We start from the raw sequence: 18,425 nt of genomic DNA on the forward strand, positions 1-18,425 counted from the left end.
AGAAGAAGATACTTTTTCATAGTTATTCTCCGCATCGTTTACAACGTTATCATCACGGAACCTGATAAACCCATTACACCGTAACAACAAGCGAATAATGCTTAACAATGGATTAACACCTGAAACTAAACCCAATATTTCTTTACCCATTCCCTGAGTGGTTAAAGGAGTACCCCAAGCCATCACATCCGTGGTGGCTTTTTTGTATCTGAATTTCACCGCGTCTCGCTCGACGTAAAAATACCAAAGAACCTTTCAGGATAAGCCTTGAGGAATACCAGTAGTGGTCTGGTTAACCCTCTTTGGGCTGGTGATTCCTGAGCGCAAGGTTTATCACTAAAAGGAACTAAACCCTATGAGTACAGCATTAACTTTCAAAGAACATGAAATCGTTCCATTTGACAATAAGGACGGGAAGATTTGGTTTACAGGTGAGCATCTGGCTGAATTGCTTGGTTACAAAGACAGCAAGAAGGTGGCAAACCTTTATAGTAGGCATAAAGATGAATTTACCGAGAGCATGAGCACTACTGCCAAAGTGAGGACCACGGAAGAATCAATGGGTTACGACAATCTTTTGCATGATATCAGATTGTACTCTCTTCGTGGTGCATATCTGATTGGTATGTTCTCTCGAACTAAGGTAGCCAAAGAACTTCGCATTTGGTTACTGGATCTCGCTGAGAAAGAATCAAACATTGATATCGGTGCACTTGATGTTACTGCGATGGTTCAGCTTACTGGTCAAAAGATGCATGACTTAATAGCTGCTTTTGATAAAGCTTCTTTCCAGCATCGAGGTCAAAAGGGTAGCGGTTTGATGGCTCAACGGAAAAGGGATATTAAACGCATTAAGGATGCCACAAAATTAGCATTACAGCTTACTCAGCTTACATTACCGGGACTTGATGACTTCCCTGATGACGAGGGAGAACCCGCATGAATCACGAACAATTTATCGAGAAGAACGTACAGGCCGAGTTAATCAAGCTCGGCTTTTCTTCATCTATTGCAGGTATGGCAAGTGACCGGGCAAAGGAGCACTATCGCCGTTCAGCCTCAGCCAGCCGGAAAGGTAAGTTGTTTGATGATTGCCTGAGTATCGCTAAGGCATGGGCAAGTAAGTATTCGGCAGAGAAACCTAAGAAGTAAAAATACAAAATTCCACAAAGCATCCTCAAACGGGTGCTTGATAGAGTTTTGTGTAAGTTTTGGGCGGGTGGGGTCTCGCTCAAACAGCGGGATATATAAACCGAACCAGTTATTTATTCTGAATTCAACCAAAGAGAGGTAAATATGTCTGAGCATAAACAGCCTAATTCAATTAGGCCAAGATTCCTAAAGTGGTGGAAAATTGAAATATTCACAGCAAGTGAAATTATCACTGGTTATAGCCAATACGAAGTACCATTCAATCCACGCAATGGTGACTATTTAACCGTCTATCAAAATGCCAGCGGGATTGACACTATCACCATCCCGCTCAGTAGAGTTATTGCTATCAAGTCTTATGCAGTGACTGAATAAGGAAAGAAAATGGCACGCCCAACTAAATACCAAGAGGCGTACGCCGAGCAGGCACGCAAATTGTGCTTGTTGGGCTACACCGATAAGGAACTGGCTGATTTTTTCGAGGTCAGCGAGTCCACATTAAATAACTGGAAACATGATCATCCTGAGTTTCTGGAGTCCTTAAAAAAGGGGAAACAGGTTGCTGACGGTGAGGTGGCTGCAAAGCTCTTTCATAGGGCAACGGGCTATGAGCACGCAGAGGATGATATTCGGGTGGTTGAAGGTAAGATTGTGATTACGCCTACAACTAAGCATTACCCACCCGACACCACCGCCGCGATATTCTGGCTCAAGAACCGGCAGAAGGATAACTGGCGGGATAAGATTGATCATGGCGTCGAGGGTGCTGTTGATGTTCATGTCCTGCCACCGTTGAAAAAACTCTTTGATGATGAGCAATGACACAAATCAACCCTGTTTTTCGACCCTTTATCAGCCCGGCACGCTATAAGATTGCTTATGGGGGGCGAGGGAGTGGTAAATCATGGTCAATCGCCCGATTGTTGATAGAGATTGCCCGGCGTGGTGTTTATCGATTCCTTTGTGGGCGTGAATTACAGAACAGTATTGAAGACTCTGTTCTTAAGTTGCTTGAGGATACCATTTACCGTGAAGGGTATCAGAACGAGTTTGAAATACAGCGAAAATCTATTCGGCATTTGATAACGAATTCTGAATTCATGTTCTACGGCATCAAAAACAATACCACCAAAATTAAATCGCTCGAAGGGATTGATATCTGCTGGATGGAAGAGGCAGAGGCGGTAACAAAGGAAAGCTGGGATATTTTAATCCCTACCATCCGAAAGCCTAATTCTGAAATTTGGGTATCGTTTAACCCGAAGAACATTCTGGATGATACCTATCAGCGATTCATTGTTGAGCCACAAAAAGACAGCATCGCGCTTAAAGTCAATTGGTCTGAAAATCCGTGGTTTCCTGAAGTGCTTAAACAGGAAATGGAAGAGTGCAAGATACGTGATTACGATCTCTATCGGCATATATGGGAAGGTGAGCCGGTTGCTGATTCCGTACTGGCAATCATCAAGCCCGCATGGATTGAAGCGGCAGTGGATGCGCATATTAAGCTTGGGTTTGAAGCAACGGGGCGGAAGTCTGTTGGATTTGATGTGGCTGATGATGGGGAAGATGCTAATGCTACTGTTTTAAGGCATGGCTCTGTTGCGCTTGAGGTCGACGAGTGGCGAGGTCAGGATGTGATTTACAGTGCTGATAAAGTCTATGATTACGCGTTCAGGAACGGAGTTGATACGGTCATCTTTGACAGTATTGGTGTAGGGGCAGGTGTTAAAGCGCAATTCAACCGCAAGGATCAGCGAGTCCGAACGGTGGGGTTCAATGCAGGAGCGTCTGTTGAGAACCCCGATAATCAATATATGCCCGGCAAGACCAATAAAGACATGTTTGCCAACCTTAAAGCCCAGCAATGGATGATAGTGGCTAACCGTTTTTATAACACTTGGCGAGCGGTTGAATACGGTGACAAGTTCCCGGTAGATCAGCTAATTAGCCTATCAAAAGAAATGAAAGACCTTGCATACCTCAAGGCAGAATTATCACGTCCTCAAATTGACTATGACAACAATGGACGAGTCAAAGTCGAAAGCAAGAAAGACATGAAAAAGCGCGGCATTCCAAGCCCTAACAAAGCGGATGCGTTCATTATGGCCTTCGCCACGGTTAACGCAGGTATTCGCATTAATCCTAATGCTCTGATGGGTATCTAAATGAACTGGTTTAAATCTGATAAAAAGCAGCGCCTGTTAGAGCTGGAGCGTGAGCTGGCTATTGAAAAAGCCAAGACTGAGCAGGCTCAAAAGAGACTTGAACAGGCGAAAGTCTATGAGCGTACGCTTGAGAAGATGCTGGAGGAAGGCAAGCCTTCAGAGCAGCTAGTTAAAATTGAACCACCTGCCATTCATCCTGCTGTCGTTCCCGCTGGGAAAACAGCACCGGTTGCAATGGATAGCGCCTGTAATGGTGTGTATGAATACGCAAACTTTGCCCCGCAGTTCTATACCGGCTTTATCGGCTATCCCACTCTGGCGGTGATGTCTCAGTCCAGTGACTATCGCAGTGTCCCTGAAACCACAGCCAAAGAGATGACACGGGAATGGGGCGAAGTTAAAGCGCGCAGTAGCGGAAAGGTGAATGATGGTGAAGATAAAACAGACAAAATAGCCACTATCACTGCTGAAATGGAACGATTAAAAATCCGTGACCTGATGAGAAAGCACATTGAGAACGAAATGATATTCGGTCGTTCTCAGTTGTTTATTGATATTCAGGGGCATGAAGATAAAACCAGCTTACCTCTGGTTATCAGTTCCACAGGGGTAAAGAAAGGTACTCTTAAGGGGTTCAGTCTGGTTGAGCCGATTTGGTCAACACCGAGCCTGTATAATGCCCATGATCCGATGGCAGATGATTTCTTTAAGCCGTCCCAGTGGTTCGTATTAGGTAAAGAGGTTCATGCTGACCGGCTTATGACATTAATCATGCGGCCTGTGTCTGACATCCTAAAGCCTGCTTATAACTTCAGCGGCGTGAGTATGTTGCAGCTTATGAAGCCCTATGTGGAACGATGGCAACGTACCACGGATGCGATCAGTGAGTTGATACATTCTTTCTCGCTGACAGGGCTGGCGACCAATATGCAGGGGATATTAAACGGTGAAGATGGTGCGGATATCAAGATGAGGGCATCCATGTTCTCATTGTACCGCGATAACCGTAACCTGATGCTGCTCGATAAGAATCAGGAAGAGTTTTTCCAGTTTAATACGCCGCTCTCTGGACTGGATGCATTGCAGCGACAGGCGCAGGAGCAAATGGCAGCCCCCAGTCATACGCCGCTGGTTAAATTGTTGGGTATTACGCCTAGTGGACTGAACGCCAGTAGCGATGGTGAGATACGGGTTTATGCCGATTATATCGCCTCATTACAAAGCGCGCATTTACTGCCACAGATGACTATCATTCTGAAATTGCTTCAGCTTCACCTGTTCGGGGCTATTGATGAAGGGCTTTATTTTGAGTTCAACTCACTGCACCAATTGACCGATGAACAGCGGGCAGCGACAGAGAAATCCAAAGCGGAGATGGTGCAAATTTATCATCAGTCAGGGGTGATTGATGGCGAAGAGGCCAGACAATATGTTGCCGCTGATGAAGATAACCCGCTGCGGTTTATCGACCCGAAGAAGATAATCCCGTCACCGTTCGGAGTTCCTGATTATGGCAACCAAGACGACACTGAGACCGATAACGCCCGGTCATAATGTCATGCCGGAAATCAAGCCAAGCACTGCCATTGAAAACCGCTACTACAACACCCTGATGGACATTATTCAGACCATTCGAAGGGAAGTGGACACGGCTCTGGTGCGTGAATTCAGGGAAAAAGCACAGGTAGAACTGGCTCAGGATGGCATCTCAGATTGGATAGCTCACGCGGTTGATTATCTGCTTGATAGGTGGAATGCCCGGCTGGATACCTTGTCTCAGGATATCGCGAAAGAGTTTGTTGATAAGTCAGTCGGTAATTTCGATGTCCGGTTTGCCACCTTGCTTCGACAGCGTGGGTTTACTGTCCGGATGCAGAATAACGCACAAACGTTGAACGCGCTCAGGGCAGTGATGGGTGAGAATGTCGGGCTGATTAAATCTATTGGTATTGAGTATCTCGGTAAGGTTCAGCAGCATGTCTGGCAGTCTGTGACGGGCGGGTACGACCTCGCTTCCCTGACCCAAAACCTACAGCATGATTTTGATGTCACACGAAATCGGGCAAAACTCATTGCCCGTGACCAGTCTGCAAAAGCCCATGCGGTTATCGAGCAGTCAAGGCGTAAAGAACTGGGCATCACCAAGGCTATCTGGATTCATTCCCACGCTGGGAAACAGCCGAGACCGTCACATTTAACTGCACACGGAAAAAAATTCGACATCAATAAAGGATTGTATCTGGATGGTGAATGGGTATTGCCCGGTCAGGCAATTAACTGTCGATGTGGCAGTAAGGCGATATTACCGTTTTAAACAAAGAGGCCGCTATGCCAATGACGGATAAGCTGGCCTTTGATAGATCAATGCGCAGTAAAGATGGTAACGGGCATTTAATTGTCGAACGTACCATTCTGTCAAAGGCGGCTATTAACCCCTATAGGGGGCAGGAAATCCCGAACTATCAAGGTTTGGGATTAGAACCAGAGAGGGTGTATTACTTACTGCGAGACCCTCAGGAACTGGAAAGAGCAACAAAAACATTCAGCAAGAAACAGCTTCTCATTAAACATATCCCCGTCGATTCAGATAAACCTCAGAAAGAATACACCATCGGTGCTATCGGCTCTGACATCTCCTTTGAAGATGGCGTGCTGTATGGCGACTTATGCGTGTGGGACGGTTACGCCATTGATCTCATTGAAAGCCGGAAGATGCAGGAGCTGTCGGCTGGGTATGGCTATACGCCTGATATGACTGCCGGAGAGTTCGAAGGGCAACCTTATGACGGGGTAATGAGAAATATCTACGGGAACCACGTTGCTTTAGTCGAGCGCGGTAGGATCGGGCGAGACGCAATTGTAGCAGACCATCAAACAGTCGATTTGGAGACAGAGATGAAATTGAAGAAAGGTGCGAGTCCGATTATTGCCGCACAAATCAAAAAAGCACTGGCTATGGATGCTGATTTATCAGAAGAAAGCCTGAGAGCCGTTATCACGGCAGTAACATCACAATTAGCACAGGATAGCGATCCTGATGTGATTAAGAATGCCAATGATAACGAGCAGAAGCCCGAAGGTGCAAAAGATACCGACCCTAAAGCCCCTGAAGGTGGCAGTAAACCGGAAGGTGCTAAGGATAACCATCTTGAGGAGAAAGGCGCCGAAGATAATGAGGACGATAAAGCCAAAGATGAGAAAGACAAGGACGATAAACCCGCGATGGATGCCGCTATGATTGAACAGCGTGCAGTTGAACGTGTGACTGCGCTGTTCCAAGCCCGTGAAGATGTTAAGCCGCTGGTAGGCGTGGTGGCAATGGACAGTGCTGAGCAGGTTTACGGCTACGCACTGAAGCAGAAAGGCATTGATACTACGGGTATTCATACCAGCGCGTACAAATCAATGGTCGGTATGCTACTGAGTAATCAGACATCAGCAGCAAAACCTAGTGTCGCAATGGATCATGATTCATTTGCTGATGACGCATTAACAGCTCGTTTCGGTTAAGGAGACATCATGAGCGGTTTTCAAACAAGAATGAATAACGACCTGCCAATTGGAGTAGCCGGTGATTTTGCTTCCGCCAACCCGCATTTCTCCGTAGTGGCCGGTGAAGGGCAATTCAAGGCCGGTTCTACGGGGGTTATCGTGGGTCTGTTTGCGTGGGCTGACGATAAGGGATTGGTGCTAAACACTAAAACATCTGGCTCAATCCTAGGGTTCGTTCATCGCAACAATCAGGCAATCATCGACCAGTACGGCGCTGAGGCATCAATGGTCATTCCTAAAGGGCGAGAAGTCACTCTGATGTCTGGCGGTGATTACCTCGTCAATCTGGTTGAGGGCGGAAGGCTGGGGCAGTTTATTGTCGCCGATGTCAACACAGGCGAAGCAAAAGCCGTCGATACCATTGACCCGAATGATAAAGCATTTGAGGCTACGCCTTACCGTGTAGCAAAGACGGTGACTTCTGGCCTGACTAAAATGTCCAGTTCTCTGTAAGGAAAAATCATGCCATTGAATTTAAATGCATTGGAACGACGCGCAGGTGTCGTATTTAACACAGGTTATCAGGTACAGGAACTGACTAACCAGAATCGCCATATGGCAATGGATAGCGCGATGGTGACAGCGCCAAACGCCGGTATCTTGTCACTATTTACCACCTTCATTGATCCGAAAGTCATTGATGTTTTGGTTACGCCGATGCGTATGGCGGAAGCCTTTCAGGAGGTCAAGCGGGGCGATTGGCTGACTCAAACAGCCGCTTTTCCTGTCGTTGAGGCAACGGGTGAAACCTCTACCTATGGCGACTATAACAATAACGGATTGACAGGCGTTAACGTCAACTGGCCTAGTCGCCAGCCGTATCACTACCAGACTTTTGTCCGCGTGGGTGAGAGAGAAATGGAGATGGCAGGTGCGGCTAAACTGGACTGGGCCTCAGCAAAACAGCGAGCTGCTGTACTGACCCTGAATAAGTTCCAGAACAAGACGTATCTCTATGGTGTTGCTGGGTTGGAAAACTACGGTTACCTGAATGACCCCGGCTTATTGCCGAATATCGCTTCCCAATCATGGGAGAAACTGGATGGTGAAGGGGTTTATGAGTCTATCCGTAAGCTTTATCAGCAATTGGTTAAGCAAACCAGCGGCCTGATTGATCGCAATACTGCTATGAAGATGACGCTGTCACCCGAAATGGAAGTCCAGCTTACCAAAACCAACCAGTACAACGTTAACGTTTCAGACCAGTTAACAAAGAACTTCCCTAACCTGAAGATCATCAGCATCCCTGAGATGGCAACCAGTGCGGGTGAGTTGGTGAGACTGGTTGTGGAGGAGTACGAAGGCCAGAAAACTCTGGATTTGGGCTTTACTGAGAAAATGCGCGTACATCCGATGGTACAGGAAACGTCCTCTTGGAAACAGAAGCGCTCACAGGGTACTTTCGGGGCGGTGGTCTATCGTCCACAGTTTATCGCTTCGATGCTGGTGTCCTGAGTCTCGTTATCATTTTCAGCCGCCTGCGGGCGGTTTTTTATTTCAAAGGTGAAATATGTCTACGGTAGTTATCGCGTGTAAATTGGCGAATGGCCTCTATCTGGAAGTGGGTGAGCAGCAGGTCATCATTAATGGCTTTGCCCGCAATGTGGTTGATGAACATGGCTTCGGACTGACTTACGGTGTTGATGCGGAACTCTGGAAAGCGTGGCTGACTGAAAATCAAGGTCGAGATCTAGTGGTCAATGGCCTGATTTTTGCCCATGAGCAGGAAGCCAGTACGAAAGCCGAAGCCAAAGAGAAGCAGAAAACCAAATCCGGCACTGAGCGCATTCAGCCTGAGCAGGTGAAAGAGGTTGAGCCAGCATCTTAAGGGGGCAATATGGGCAGAATGTCACAGATAGCCTATCTAAACCAGCAGGCAAAAAATAATGCTGATGATGGTGTCGTCAGCCTGGATATTCCCAAATGGCGGAAAATCTACCCTGGCATTCAGGCCACTGATGAGCAGTTGGATATGTATTTCGTGGAAGCTGCCATGCTGTTAAACAACACGAAGTCCAGTTGTGTCAAGAACCTGAAAGAGCGTGAGATGTTGCTTTACCTACTTATGGCGCATATGGCTACGCTGCAAAATACCCTTGATGCAGGCAATAGTGCCGTTGGCAGGGCATCCAGTGCGACCGAAGGCAGTGTATCTGTCTCTTTGGATTACGGCACGACATCCGATGCGGAGAAATGGTATACCCAAACTCCCTACGGGGCGAAATATTGGCAACTTACCGCACGTTACCGCTCATTCCTCTATGTCATAGGTCAGATGCCCATTCGTGTCAGGAGGTGATATGACCAATAAGTTAAGTGAATCCTTACAGAAAGTGTTGGGTAAATATCTGGAAAGTAGCAACCTTGAGCTAAAGGCCGGGATTTTCGAATCGGCAACGTATTCTGATGGTACACCTGTTGCCACGGTAGGTTATCTCAATGAGTACGGTGCGTCGATTAACGTGCCTGAAAAGACGACCACAATCTACCGCAAAATGAATCCAGACGGCGCTTTCGCCAGTAAAGGGCGCTTTGTTAAAGCCTCAAAATCCAATTTCGCCACGGATCACTCTGTTCCAGCGCATACCATCAATATTCCCCCTCGTCCGTTCTTTAGAACCGTTTTGGCGAATGGCAAGCAAGAATGGTCTGGTGTACTGGCAAAAGACATTAAACGCGATGGCGGTGATGTCAAACAGGCTATGTCCCGGTTGGGTGAGCGAATTGTGGATGAATTGCAAACATCTGTATTGTCATGGGCGGAGCCGCCTAATAGCCCATCAACAGCAGCGAAAAAAGGATTTAACCATCCGTTGGTGGATACAAGCCAATTGTCACGCTCATTCGGCTATGAGGTGAATGATGATTGATGTCAGGGGCATTGCCAATAACCTCATTACCACCGTTAACCCGAATATCAGTGCGGTTCTGCGCACAAACGAGGGCTACACAGTGACAGATTCCGGCAAGCAGATCCCCAAATATACCGAGCATGACATCACTGTGCAGCTTCAAAGCCTCAGTACGCAGGATTTAGAGCATTTGGGGGTGATTAACCAGCAAGGTCAGTACATCTACGCTTATGCCCGGGGGCAAATCTCCGCTATCCGGCGCGCCAAGCAAAAAGGGTCTGACCGGATAAGGTTTGCCGCTTACGGGGAAAATGAAGTCTCTGAGTGGAATGTCACTCAGGTGATTGAATCTTATCCGACATGGGTCAAGGTGCTGCTATGGCGACAATAACAGTCACGCACAGGGATTTGTTCAATGAGATAAGGCAGTACCTCATTGCGTTATTCCAATGTGAAGTGGTTATCGGGTATATCAATGATTCCCCCGCGCCTATTGACGGTATTGTCATGCACGTTCTGTTTGAGCGTGATATTGACTATACCGCTAATTATTACCATCACGAAGTTTCAACCATCACGGCGCAACGCTCTGTTGAACTGTCCATGCAGTTAGATTTTTACGGCGAGGAGGCGGATTCTCGGGCAAGGGTAGTCGCTAATCTCTGGCAGTCCAGTTATACCACGGCTCGACTGGACAAATGCCAGCCCCTCTACAGTGAGGCACCGCGAAAAATGGTACTGGTCAACGAGGCGAACCAGTACGAAAACCGCGTCATGCTTGAAGTGAAATTGCAATACAACCCTGAAATCACCTATTCAGTGGATAACACTGATTCATTTTCTCTCGATCTCAATTCTATTTAAGGAATCTCCATGAACACTATTCCGGCAAGTGACATTGTCAGTGTCCTGCCCGGTGTCGTTGGCACGGGCGGCAATCCTCTGGCACTGAACGCGCTGTTTATTACCAAACAAACCCCTAGTGCGATGCTGGGCGTCAAAGCCTTTGGCGATGCAGAACAAGTCGCTGATATTTTCGGCACAAAATCCAAGGAGCACGAAGCGGCGCAGGTTTATTTTGCAGGCTTTGTCGGCTCTACTGCCCGGCCTGAAACCCTGTACATCGCGTCCATGATGACTAGCGATCAACCCGCTAAGCTGGTGGGCAGCAAAATGCCCGTCCGTGACTTTAACCACGTTCCGCAAGGACTGGCGCTGGAGATTGACGGAAAACGTCAGGTAGTCACTATCACGCCTGACAACATCAAGTCTTATTCTGCGCTGGCAGAAGCGGTCTCAGCCTCACTCGCGAAAGCGGGGGTCTGTAAGTATGACTCTGGTAGTCGTACCTTCTCCATTGAGGGCGCAAAGAAAGGCAGCGACGGTACGATTGGATTCGGCACCGGGGATTTAGCCGACTACATGGGGCTGAGCGAAGATACGGGCGCACAGAAAAACGACGGTATCAATGCCGATACCATTGAAGAACTGCTGCCCCGCATTACCAAAGAGACCAGTAATTTTGTCTCTGTCATGGCACTCGGTAATTTCAGTACGGATGAAAGAATCGCGATTGCTAAATGGGTGACATTACAAGGTGATCGTTATCTCCATGTGTTGTACTCCGACAGCAGCGAGAAAGTCGTGCTGGAAGTTATCTCTAATACCATTATCGAGTCGGATATTGGCGGCACGCACCTGATGTTTGGTGATCACACGCACGGCGCGTTTGTTTGTGGTTATCCGGCCTGCCTGAGCTTTGATGAGTTGAACGGGCGGACTAACTTTGCCTTCCGCCGTCAGGAAGGACTGAAACCCTCTGTTAATGACAAAGCACTGGCGGATGAGTTACTGCGCCTGAAATTCAATTTTTACGGGGCTTACGGTACGGCGAATGACCGCTTTATCTTTGCCTATCCGGGGTCAATATCCGGTAAGTTCAAGTGGCTGGACAGCTACGTTAATCAGATCTACCTGAACAGCCAGTTGCAGCTTGCTCTCATGACCATGCTGGCGAACTTCAAAAGCATTCCCTACAACGATAACGGCGCAGCTATTCACCGTGCGGCTATCAAAGACCCGATTGACCAGATGCTGAACTTTGGTGCTATCCAGCGCGGGATTGCATTGTCAGAGCAGCAGAAAAAGCAGATTAACAATGAGGCGGGCTTTGATGCCGCAACCCAAATTAAAACCGAGGGATGGTGCTTGCGTATTGGTGAAGCGACTGCGCAGACACGCGGGCTTCGCCGCTCTTTGCCGTTGAAACTCTGGTATGCAGACGGCGGCAGCGTCCAGCAGGTTACGCTTCCCTCTATCAATGTTCAGTAAGGAGTAAACCATCATGCCAATGGGACATAACCCGCTCACAATCACCTCTGCCAATGCGGTATTGATGCTGCGGTGTCAGGGCATTTATGACGATTACGTCACGATTCAGGGCTTTCAGGCGGATAACGCATGGGAATTCGGTGAAGTGACTATCGGGGAAACCCGGTTAGGGGTCGATGGTAAGCAGTCTATCGGCTACATCCCTCACGAAACGCCGTGGACACTGTATCTGGAGGCAAACAGCCCCTCGACACAGGTACTGGAAAATATCCGCAAGGACTTCAACAGCAATATGGAGTCACGCTATATCGATATCATCATCGAGATGCCCTCCATCAAAAAACGCTACACGGGAACGGGGGGCTTAATCAGCCTGACCGGAGGTGCGAGTGGTAAAAAACTACTGGACGGCACCAGCTACAAATTCAACATGGTCACCAACGGCGCAGAGGAAATCGCATAATGTCACTGTTAAACTCCAAGACCATTACCATAGAATCAGGCCGAGATGCGGGTAAGACCTTTGTGATTACGGAAATGCCGATAGTCAAAGCCGATGACTGGGCGATGCGCGCCCTGTTTACGATTGCCAACGGCGGTGTTGATATTGGTGATATCCGGCCTGAGATGGGCATGATGGCGATGGCGCATGTGGCGATCAAGGCACTGGCGAACATCCGGGCTGAAGACGGTATTCCGCTGCTGAATGAACTGCTGGACTGTGTGCAAATCGTCCCGTCTGGCGGCAATGCCCGTGCCATTGAATTTAATGCCGATATCCGGGATGTGAAGACCCTGTTCTTGTTGCGTAAGGAAGCGCTGGCAATTCATATCGATTTTTTCACACAAGGCGGTGGCTCAGACTCGAACAGCTAAAGGCCGGGCTACCGCTGAAAGCCGGGGTACTGGCGGAGACCGTGAATGTGTCCAGTGTAGTCTTTCAGGTGGTGACCGCCGGCTATGCCAGTTACCATGAGTTAGCCACGGTCTACGGCCTTGAGGCTGCCATGAATCTGATAGAAATCGGTCAGGCTAGTGAATATAACAAGCGTCTCAAGGAAGAGATGGAAGGCAATCACCCTTAAATTCAGGCAAAAACGCTATACTTAACACAGGTTATCTTGTTGTGAGGTGTCCGATGTTCAAGAAAATCGCTGCGGCTTTACTGTTATTCCCCTGTACGTTACTGGCAGATAGCGGTGTGTATAAAGGGGATGACGGTAAGTTAGCTATCCGGGATGGTAACTATTTCTGTGATATGTACCCCGCTTATATCTTTAAGGATACGCAAAACCTCAAGGGCTTTCCGTCCGGTTACTTTCCGAAAGCTATGATGAATGTCAGCACGGATGAAGACGGTAAGTACATTGGTGTTGATCTGCATCCGGGCATGGCTTTTGATGTAAGGCCGTCCGGCTCATGGGGTTACGTGAGCGCCAGTTTAGGAGCCGGTTCAAGCAGTCCGTCAGAGGTGAGCTATCATGTCGCCAGAGATGACAACAATTTTGCGTATGTGATTGGCACGGAAAAAGCGGGTGTGATAGCGGCATTAAGCAGTAGTGATGCCTTTAGCCCAGTGAATGCAGTACTGGGCAAGTGTAACCGGATGGGGGAATAAAAAGCCCGTTATGGGCTTAAAGTACATTTTTTGCCAGCTCAGAGAGCACTTGTGACACCGTGCCTGCGTTAGCGAATAAGGTATCAACACATTTACCCACGACAGATTCAGCGCCTTTTTCTTTCACTAATTGCAAAAGGGTTTTCTTTTCTGACTCAGGCAAATTGGCAGACGTAATAATAGTTTCAATCTGCTCAAGGGTATTTTTGTGTATCTTGATAGTAACGGCATTTAATTCACTGCCGATAGTATCCACATTGGCATAATCAAATCCTTTTGCGGTCAATGCCATAAAATCCGTGCGAAAGGTGTAGCGACCGTCAAAGCTAAAACCCACGGCATCAGGGTTAATTAACCCAATATTCATCAAATAGCGAGTGTCATCAGCCATTTGATCCCAGCCTAACATATCACCCAAAAGATTCAGTTTTTCATCACTGATAGGTTGTAACGGCCTGTCAGGGTTATTTAGTGCACGAATAATCATAAGATGTCTCTCTTTCAGCGTTGCCATTTATTTTCTCTTTTTGTTCGCTGGGGTGATTAAATAATAATCGATTTTGTTGCTGGGGAGTAGCAAAACCACTGCCGTCTGAGGTGGTTAAATATGCAGACACATTAAACCAATAACGGGAGAAGAATAATGAAATTTGAAAAATTACCAGATGATGTGAGAGCCGCAGCAGTTGAAACATACAAAGCAATCGCTATTCGTGAAGCGTATTTAATTGATAATGAGCATAAGGAATTACAAACAGCCAGACTGGAGAATCTAGCTGAAAGTATAGTGAGGGGTTTTTCAAAACTTTGTGATTCAGACAGTGAATATGGCAGAGTTGGGTCAAGTCAACGCGAACGCTTAAAAGTGCGCGGGATTGAAATAGTAATATCGGAGTTAGCAAAAGAAGAAGGTATTACCTTTGATCAAGCTATAAAGTTGGTCGCCGATATGATTGCTATCAGGCGAGCCAACTTACCTAAAGATGGTCAAGTGCCAGTAGTTGATTGTGGTCGCTTAGATGGGTAAAGTGAAGCCGTCCAATCAGTAAATGCGCAGATAAATATTGCTGGGTCTTTTTTCGAAAGTGGTTTAGATACTCTCTTCACATTGGATAAGACAGTCGATTTTTCCCAATCAGGCTTTCCAAAGTAAGTACCATCTGGCAGATCATGGCTTTTACCGTTAGAGAATTTAATGGATTTATAGAATCCAAGGTCTCTCATTTTTTTATGTAATTCTTCGTACTCATTATATCCAGCATCATATATTTCAACTCGAACTAAATAATTTGCCATTCTTCTTATTCCTCATTTTGATTGTGAATCGACCAACCTATCACTTTCCCTTAATTACGGTAAGTGAGGAACCACCTCGCCTGATGTGGTAAAAAGCAGGCAATTAACCTCAGTTAAGACGGTAATGAGTCAGTGGTATTGCTGATATATTCTGGTGAATGACAATGGACGCATGAGAGAATATGCATGGAGGAAATGATGCAAACAATAGCTTCACTTTTTGATGCTTATATTGTCCTATTTAGTTTATTTTGGTGCGCTACTATTCCTATAGGGCTAGGTCTTATAGTTCCAGCATGTATATTTAAAACAAAATTTAGCAGAGTATTCTTTTCAATATTGGCTATCTTCTTTTTATTTCCATCAATGTTTGTGCTTTTATCGATAGTGCTATCTAAATAATTTATTGCATTACCAAAAACCAGCCTCGCTCAATGCGGGGTTTTTTTACGCCCAAAGGAGAGCTAAATGGCTACCCTCGTCGATACATTGCTTGTTTCGCTCAAACTGGATATGAACAGCTTTGCCAGTGATGCTAACAAAGCAACCAGAGCGCTTGATGATCTGGATAAAAAGGCTGGTGGTGCATCCACTGCGGTAGTGAAACTCTCTGATGGGGTGAACGAAGCCGCAGACAGTACCACAGACTTTGAACAGTCTAACCAAAAACTGGCTAAATCCACGGATAACGTGGGGAAGTCAGCTAAAAATACATCCAATGTTGTCTTGAATTTTTCCGATAATATCAAAGGAACGACAGAGAAAACGCAGGACTGGGACAAGGCGATAAACGGCGCAGTCAAAGCCTTAGCCGGGCTGTTTACCACTATCTTTGTTTCGACAGGACTTACGAAACTGATTGGTGAAATATCAAGTGCCAATGACAAGATTTACTTCCTGAGTAAGAACCTCGGCATGAGCGCGGAAACCATAAAAAAATGGCAGAACGTCGCTGAAATGTCAGGTGGCAGCGCTGATGGTATGACAGCTACGATGTCCAACCTCAATAAGTCACTGTGGGATTTAGTGACCGTCGGTGATGCTTCTATTCTTCCGTTCTTTAATGCCCTAGGTGTCGGGGTTGTAGACTCGCAAGGGAAGCTCAGACATCTGGATGATATTCTGTTAGATATGGCTGACAGCATGTCTCAAATGGAGCGCCCACAAGCCTATAACATCGCTAAAAACATGGGGATGGATGACGGTACGATTAATACCCTGTTAGAAGGTCGTGAAGCCATTCAGAAAAAGCTGGATGCACAGAAGGATTTGGTTATTTCCACGAAGGAAGAGCTGGAACTTAACCGCAAACTCAGGGAGCAAAACGCCGTCCTCAGCCAGCAATGGGAAGGGTTGAAAACGCTGGTGGCGAATTACCTGATACCGCGCTTACTGAAATTATCTCAGATGGTAACGGGATTTCTTGACTACCTGAATAAGAATCGGGAGACAGTCATAACACTATTTCAGGGAATGGCTGCGGTTATCGGTATCACTTTAATCCCTGTTGTTGCAAGAGCGGCCTTAGCGGTATTGGCTCTGTTTGCTCCGTTAATCACTGGTACTGGCTTAATTTTTGCCTTTATTGCTGCGTTATGGCTTCTCTATGACGACTACAAAGGCTGGAAAGAAGGTAAGGATTCGTTCTTTGACTGGGGCGCAATGCATAAGTCATTCGTCTGGATCATGGAGCAGTTAGAGAAGCTGGAAAAATGGTTCAAAGGGACAACGATTGGCAAGTGGTTCACTGATACTAATGGTGAGCTTAATCTTCTTAAAACAGCCTTTGCTGGCTTTGCTACCTATATTGCTGTGAGCTGGGTAGGTAAGATTTTAAAAGCATTCGCTAAAGTGGGTAGAGGCATTAAAGGGATAGGCAAACAAGCCGCCAAGGTTGGTAATAAGGCCGGAAAATTAGGCGCAGTAGGGAGAGTCGGAGCGGTTGGTTTAGCTGCTGGCGCGGCATATGCGAGTGTTGATTATGTTGATGCTGTGCTTAATTCAGTGTTTGGTGAGTATGACTGGTTCCAGCGATTCAGGACTGCCCCAAACTGGAAATATGCGGGAATGGCTGCGATAGGTCAAGGTGATGCCAGATGGGTTAATGGTGAATGGGTAGATAATCGTGGCAAGGGAACAGGCCACCACATCACCCCAACCACCCTCGATATTCCAACCGGCGATCCTGATCTCGACAGACGCAAACGCAAAGTTCAGCGCGGTGAAATGACTCTTGATGAACTTAACGGTGTTGCCCCGAATGCCAATAAGCTAAAAGGTCAGGCTGCTCTCAATGCCATGAGAGGGTATTTTATGGAGCTTGAGAAGAAGGAGGGGCTGCCAGCCGGTTGGTTATACGGGGTTGCTATGGCTGAATCATCAGGGAATCGATTTGAGGTTTCTAAGAAAGGTGCTAAAGGCCCATTTCAATTCATGCCACCAACAGCCAAAGCATATGGGCTAAAAGGCAATGATGTTTTCGATTGGTATAAATCATCGGACGCAGCAGCTAAAATGTACGGTGATTTATCCAGGCAATTTAAAGGCGATATAGATAAGATGTTGGCTGGATATAATTGGGGTACTGGTAATATGAGTAAGTTTGGTATGAAAAATATGCCAAAAGAAACACGTGATTATATCCAAAGAGTCAGAAGCTACAGGGAAAAAGAACTACAGGATCGGAAGGCTCAGGGTGTTGTGCAGTCACTTTCTGACTTTCAGGCAAGGATGAATCAACCAATTATCCCAAATATGGACATGACCGCCCCTCATGAGTTCCTCGCACAAACCGAGAAAATACGTAGTATGCCTATGGCTGGTGCAACTAATAATGTCAAAGTAGACCTTAACGGAGATATTAATGTAGTCACATCCGCAAATACGATAACTGGAACTGTAACTGATGCAGGTGAGGCCGCTAGGTTAAGTCTTTCTCAAATTATGACATCGATGGGCTAAGCGGGATTTCCGCTTAGCTCAAGACTTTTTGATAGGTTCAACGGATTCAAAGGTAGGGAAGCCGCCGCTGCCACAGGCACGAGAAGTCAGTTTTATTTTGGCATCTTGCTTAATCAGGGAGCTTATATAGCCCCGTGCAAAGTCAGGAATGTCTTTATAGATTGGTGAAATATTATAGGTTGCATAATCACCTTTACTATCTTTAACCTTGAATTTTTCAATCGTTCTTTCGTCTGGTGTAACAGAAACAACAGTGACACGTTCTGTAACGGGGGCAGAGCAATTAAACCAATAGCCTGCAACATCACTTGAATTATTCTTGGGTACATCATAAATGCCATATATTTTCCCAGCGCGAATATCCATATAGTAATCATTACCTGCATAAGTCATAGACTCATATTTTTTATTCTCTGCTGCCAGAGAAGGTAATGCTATTACAGTGGCAATTATAAGGAGTGCGGCTTTTATTAATCTCATTACATTGCACCTCAA

Annotated in this window: 26 protein-coding genes; 22 read left to right on the forward strand and 4 right to left on the reverse strand. The window is 46.6% G+C overall.

The annotated features are described in order from the left end of the window. Window positions 1–219 (reverse strand): hypothetical protein (locus tag AACS92_RS14020; protein WP_206602260.1); only part of this gene is annotated, 219 nt, incomplete at its 3' end. 136 nt (window positions 220–355) lie between these two features. Between AACS92_RS14020 and AACS92_RS14025 the strand changes: the two genes are divergently transcribed. The 20 genes from AACS92_RS14025 (at window position 356) to AACS92_RS14120 (ending at window position 13,673) form a co-directional block, all read left to right on the forward strand. Beyond that, window positions 356–943, forward strand: a complete 588-nt coding sequence (locus tag AACS92_RS14025; protein ID WP_099111576.1) for a BRO-N domain-containing protein — start codon at window positions 356–358, stop codon at window positions 941–943. Then, the gene (locus tag AACS92_RS14030; protein WP_099111577.1) at window positions 940–1,152 is read left to right on the forward strand and encodes a hypothetical protein; all 213 of its coding nucleotides are present in this window, start codon (window positions 940–942) and stop codon (window positions 1,150–1,152) included. Before AACS92_RS14025 ends, AACS92_RS14030 begins: the two co-directional genes overlap by 4 nt. A gap of 144 nt (window positions 1,153–1,296) precedes the next feature. Beyond that, window positions 1,297–1,527: a hypothetical protein gene (locus AACS92_RS14035; protein ID WP_099111578.1), complete on the forward strand. Its 231-nt coding sequence runs from the start codon at window positions 1,297–1,299 to the stop codon at window positions 1,525–1,527. Window positions 1,528–1,536: 9 nt separating this feature from the next. Next, the gene (locus AACS92_RS14040) at window positions 1,537–1,974 is read left to right on the forward strand and encodes a terminase (protein WP_099111579.1); all 438 of its coding nucleotides are present in this window, start codon (window positions 1,537–1,539) and stop codon (window positions 1,972–1,974) included. Next, window positions 1,971–3,320 carry a PBSX family phage terminase large subunit gene (locus AACS92_RS14045; protein WP_099111580.1) on the forward strand — a complete coding sequence of 450 codons (1,350 nt, stop codon included), beginning with the start codon at window positions 1,971–1,973 and terminating at the stop codon, window positions 3,318–3,320. Before AACS92_RS14040 ends, AACS92_RS14045 begins: the two co-directional genes overlap by 4 nt. Beyond that, entirely contained in the window at window positions 3,321–4,874 is a 1,554-nt protein-coding gene (locus AACS92_RS14050; protein ID WP_099111581.1) for a DUF1073 domain-containing protein, read from the forward strand. Continuing rightward, entirely contained in the window at window positions 4,831–5,634 is an 804-nt protein-coding gene (locus tag AACS92_RS14055) for a phage head morphogenesis protein (protein ID WP_206602261.1), read from the forward strand. The genes AACS92_RS14050 and AACS92_RS14055 overlap by 44 nt, the downstream gene beginning before the upstream one ends. Window positions 5,635–5,648: 14 nt before the next feature. Beyond that, a complete protein-coding gene (locus tag AACS92_RS14060; RefSeq protein WP_099111582.1) occupies window positions 5,649–6,830 on the forward strand; it encodes a DUF2213 domain-containing protein in 1,182 nt (393 codons plus the stop codon). 9 nt (window positions 6,831–6,839) lie between these two features. Further along, window positions 6,840–7,325: a structural cement protein Gp24 gene (locus AACS92_RS14065; protein ID WP_099111583.1), complete on the forward strand. Its 486-nt coding sequence runs from the start codon at window positions 6,840–6,842 to the stop codon at window positions 7,323–7,325. Between the two features lie 9 nt (window positions 7,326–7,334). Continuing rightward, on the forward strand, window positions 7,335–8,327 hold the full coding sequence (locus AACS92_RS14070) for a DUF2184 domain-containing protein (protein ID WP_206602262.1): 993 nt from the start codon (window positions 7,335–7,337) through the stop codon (window positions 8,325–8,327). Between the two features lie 55 nt (window positions 8,328–8,382). Further along, a complete protein-coding gene (locus AACS92_RS14075) occupies window positions 8,383–8,700 on the forward strand; it encodes a hypothetical protein (RefSeq protein ID WP_099111584.1) in 318 nt (105 codons plus the stop codon). 9 nt (window positions 8,701–8,709) lie between these two features. Then, complete coding sequence (locus tag AACS92_RS14080) at window positions 8,710–9,171, forward strand: DUF4054 domain-containing protein (RefSeq protein WP_206602263.1); 462 nt, start codon at window positions 8,710–8,712, stop codon at window positions 9,169–9,171. Window position 9,172: 1 nt separating this feature from the next. Continuing rightward, window positions 9,173–9,742, forward strand: coding sequence for a hypothetical protein (locus tag AACS92_RS14085; RefSeq protein WP_099111585.1), 570 nt, complete (start codon window positions 9,173–9,175; stop codon window positions 9,740–9,742). Then, window positions 9,732–10,115, forward strand: a complete 384-nt coding sequence (locus tag AACS92_RS14090; protein WP_241538016.1) for a hypothetical protein — start codon at window positions 9,732–9,734, stop codon at window positions 10,113–10,115. Before AACS92_RS14085 ends, AACS92_RS14090 begins: the two co-directional genes overlap by 11 nt. After that, window positions 10,103–10,588 (forward strand): phage neck terminator protein, encoded by a 486-nt coding sequence (locus AACS92_RS14095; protein WP_099111586.1) that lies wholly within the window; start codon window positions 10,103–10,105, stop codon window positions 10,586–10,588. The genes AACS92_RS14090 and AACS92_RS14095 overlap by 13 nt, the downstream gene beginning before the upstream one ends. 9 nt (window positions 10,589–10,597) lie before the next feature. Then, window positions 10,598–12,055 (forward strand): DUF3383 domain-containing protein, encoded by a 1,458-nt coding sequence (locus AACS92_RS14100; protein ID WP_099111587.1) that lies wholly within the window; start codon window positions 10,598–10,600, stop codon window positions 12,053–12,055. A gap of 13 nt (window positions 12,056–12,068) precedes the next feature. Beyond that, complete coding sequence (locus AACS92_RS14105) at window positions 12,069–12,518, forward strand: phage tail fiber protein (protein WP_099111588.1); 450 nt, start codon at window positions 12,069–12,071, stop codon at window positions 12,516–12,518. Further along, window positions 12,518–12,931: a hypothetical protein gene (locus AACS92_RS14110; protein WP_099111589.1), complete on the forward strand. Its 414-nt coding sequence runs from the start codon at window positions 12,518–12,520 to the stop codon at window positions 12,929–12,931. The genes AACS92_RS14105 and AACS92_RS14110 overlap by 1 nt, the downstream gene beginning before the upstream one ends. Window positions 12,932–12,978: 47 nt before the next feature. Further along, window positions 12,979–13,140 carry a hypothetical protein gene (locus AACS92_RS14115; protein ID WP_193756990.1) on the forward strand — a complete coding sequence of 54 codons (162 nt, stop codon included), beginning with the start codon at window positions 12,979–12,981 and terminating at the stop codon, window positions 13,138–13,140. 53 nt (window positions 13,141–13,193) lie between these two features. Beyond that, entirely contained in the window at window positions 13,194–13,673 is a 480-nt protein-coding gene (locus tag AACS92_RS14120) for a hypothetical protein (protein ID WP_099111590.1), read from the forward strand. 16 nt (window positions 13,674–13,689) lie between these two features. Here AACS92_RS14120 and AACS92_RS14125 read toward each other — a convergent pair whose 3' ends face one another. Then, the gene (locus AACS92_RS14125; protein ID WP_099111591.1) at window positions 13,690–14,187 is read right to left on the reverse strand and encodes a hypothetical protein; all 498 of its coding nucleotides are present in this window, start codon (window positions 14,185–14,187) and stop codon (window positions 13,690–13,692) included. Window positions 14,188–14,316: 129 nt separating this feature from the next. Here AACS92_RS14125 and AACS92_RS14130 point away from each other — a divergent pair, with 129 nt between their 5' ends. Then, complete coding sequence (locus AACS92_RS14130; protein ID WP_099111592.1) at window positions 14,317–14,700, forward strand: hypothetical protein; 384 nt, start codon at window positions 14,317–14,319, stop codon at window positions 14,698–14,700. On the opposite strand, the gene AACS92_RS14135 is transcribed toward AACS92_RS14130, so the two are convergent. After that, the gene (locus tag AACS92_RS14135) at window positions 14,661–14,969 is read right to left on the reverse strand and encodes a type V toxin-antitoxin system endoribonuclease antitoxin GhoS (protein ID WP_099111593.1); all 309 of its coding nucleotides are present in this window, start codon (window positions 14,967–14,969) and stop codon (window positions 14,661–14,663) included. The two genes, AACS92_RS14130 and AACS92_RS14135, sit on opposite strands and share 40 nt — an antisense overlap. A 468-nt stretch (window positions 14,970–15,437) precedes the next feature. On the opposite strand from AACS92_RS14135, the gene AACS92_RS14140 reads away from it, so the two are divergent. After that, window positions 15,438–17,930, forward strand: a complete 2,493-nt coding sequence (locus tag AACS92_RS14140; protein WP_099111595.1) for a transglycosylase SLT domain-containing protein — start codon at window positions 15,438–15,440, stop codon at window positions 17,928–17,930. Window positions 17,931–17,948: 18 nt separating this feature from the next. On the opposite strand, the gene AACS92_RS14145 is transcribed toward AACS92_RS14140, so the two are convergent. Continuing rightward, window positions 17,949–18,410, reverse strand: a complete 462-nt coding sequence (locus AACS92_RS14145) for a hypothetical protein (protein ID WP_099111596.1) — start codon at window positions 18,408–18,410, stop codon at window positions 17,949–17,951. Between the last annotated feature and the right edge of the window lie 15 nt (window positions 18,411–18,425).

The sequence above is a fragment of the Xenorhabdus sp. KJ12.1 genome (genome assembly GCF_963876495.1).
GTDB classification, from domain to species: domain Bacteria; phylum Pseudomonadota; class Gammaproteobacteria; order Enterobacterales; family Enterobacteriaceae; genus Xenorhabdus; species Xenorhabdus stockiae.

Coding starts and splice junctions, on each gene's coding strand:
- AACS92_RS14095 (WP_099111586.1), top strand. CDS start 10,103: ATGGCGACAATAACAGTCACGCACAGGGATTTGTTCAATGAGATAAGG.
- AACS92_RS14125 (WP_099111591.1), bottom strand. CDS start 14,187: ATGGCAACGCTGAAAGAGAGACATCTTATGATTATTCGTGCACTAAAT.
- AACS92_RS14085 (WP_099111585.1), top strand. CDS start 9,173: ATGACCAATAAGTTAAGTGAATCCTTACAGAAAGTGTTGGGTAAATAT.
- AACS92_RS14035 (WP_099111578.1), top strand. CDS start 1,297: ATGTCTGAGCATAAACAGCCTAATTCAATTAGGCCAAGATTCCTAAAG.
- AACS92_RS14105 (WP_099111588.1), top strand. CDS start 12,069: ATGCCAATGGGACATAACCCGCTCACAATCACCTCTGCCAATGCGGTA.
- AACS92_RS14055 (WP_206602261.1), top strand. CDS start 4,831: ATGGCAACCAAGACGACACTGAGACCGATAACGCCCGGTCATAATGTC.
- AACS92_RS14065 (WP_099111583.1), top strand. CDS start 6,840: ATGAGCGGTTTTCAAACAAGAATGAATAACGACCTGCCAATTGGAGTA.
- AACS92_RS14075 (WP_099111584.1), top strand. CDS start 8,383: ATGTCTACGGTAGTTATCGCGTGTAAATTGGCGAATGGCCTCTATCTG.
- AACS92_RS14120 (WP_099111590.1), top strand. CDS start 13,194: ATGTTCAAGAAAATCGCTGCGGCTTTACTGTTATTCCCCTGTACGTTA.
- AACS92_RS14050 (WP_099111581.1), top strand. CDS start 3,321: ATGAACTGGTTTAAATCTGATAAAAAGCAGCGCCTGTTAGAGCTGGAG.
- AACS92_RS14025 (WP_099111576.1), top strand. CDS start 356: ATGAGTACAGCATTAACTTTCAAAGAACATGAAATCGTTCCATTTGAC.
- AACS92_RS14110 (WP_099111589.1), top strand. CDS start 12,518: ATGTCACTGTTAAACTCCAAGACCATTACCATAGAATCAGGCCGAGAT.
- AACS92_RS14130 (WP_099111592.1), top strand. CDS start 14,317: ATGAAATTTGAAAAATTACCAGATGATGTGAGAGCCGCAGCAGTTGAA.
- AACS92_RS14060 (WP_099111582.1), top strand. CDS start 5,649: ATGCCAATGACGGATAAGCTGGCCTTTGATAGATCAATGCGCAGTAAA.
- AACS92_RS14100 (WP_099111587.1), top strand. CDS start 10,598: ATGAACACTATTCCGGCAAGTGACATTGTCAGTGTCCTGCCCGGTGTC.
- AACS92_RS14140 (WP_099111595.1), top strand. CDS start 15,438: ATGGCTACCCTCGTCGATACATTGCTTGTTTCGCTCAAACTGGATATG.
- AACS92_RS14030 (WP_099111577.1), top strand. CDS start 940: ATGAATCACGAACAATTTATCGAGAAGAACGTACAGGCCGAGTTAATC.
- AACS92_RS14135 (WP_099111593.1), bottom strand. CDS start 14,969: ATGGCAAATTATTTAGTTCGAGTTGAAATATATGATGCTGGATATAAT.
- AACS92_RS14040 (WP_099111579.1), top strand. CDS start 1,537: ATGGCACGCCCAACTAAATACCAAGAGGCGTACGCCGAGCAGGCACGC.
- AACS92_RS14090 (WP_241538016.1), top strand. CDS start 9,732: ATGATGATTGATGTCAGGGGCATTGCCAATAACCTCATTACCACCGTT.
- AACS92_RS14080 (WP_206602263.1), top strand. CDS start 8,710: ATGGGCAGAATGTCACAGATAGCCTATCTAAACCAGCAGGCAAAAAAT.
- AACS92_RS14045 (WP_099111580.1), top strand. CDS start 1,971: ATGACACAAATCAACCCTGTTTTTCGACCCTTTATCAGCCCGGCACGC.
- AACS92_RS14145 (WP_099111596.1), bottom strand. CDS start 18,410: ATGAGATTAATAAAAGCCGCACTCCTTATAATTGCCACTGTAATAGCA.
- AACS92_RS14070 (WP_206602262.1), top strand. CDS start 7,335: ATGCCATTGAATTTAAATGCATTGGAACGACGCGCAGGTGTCGTATTT.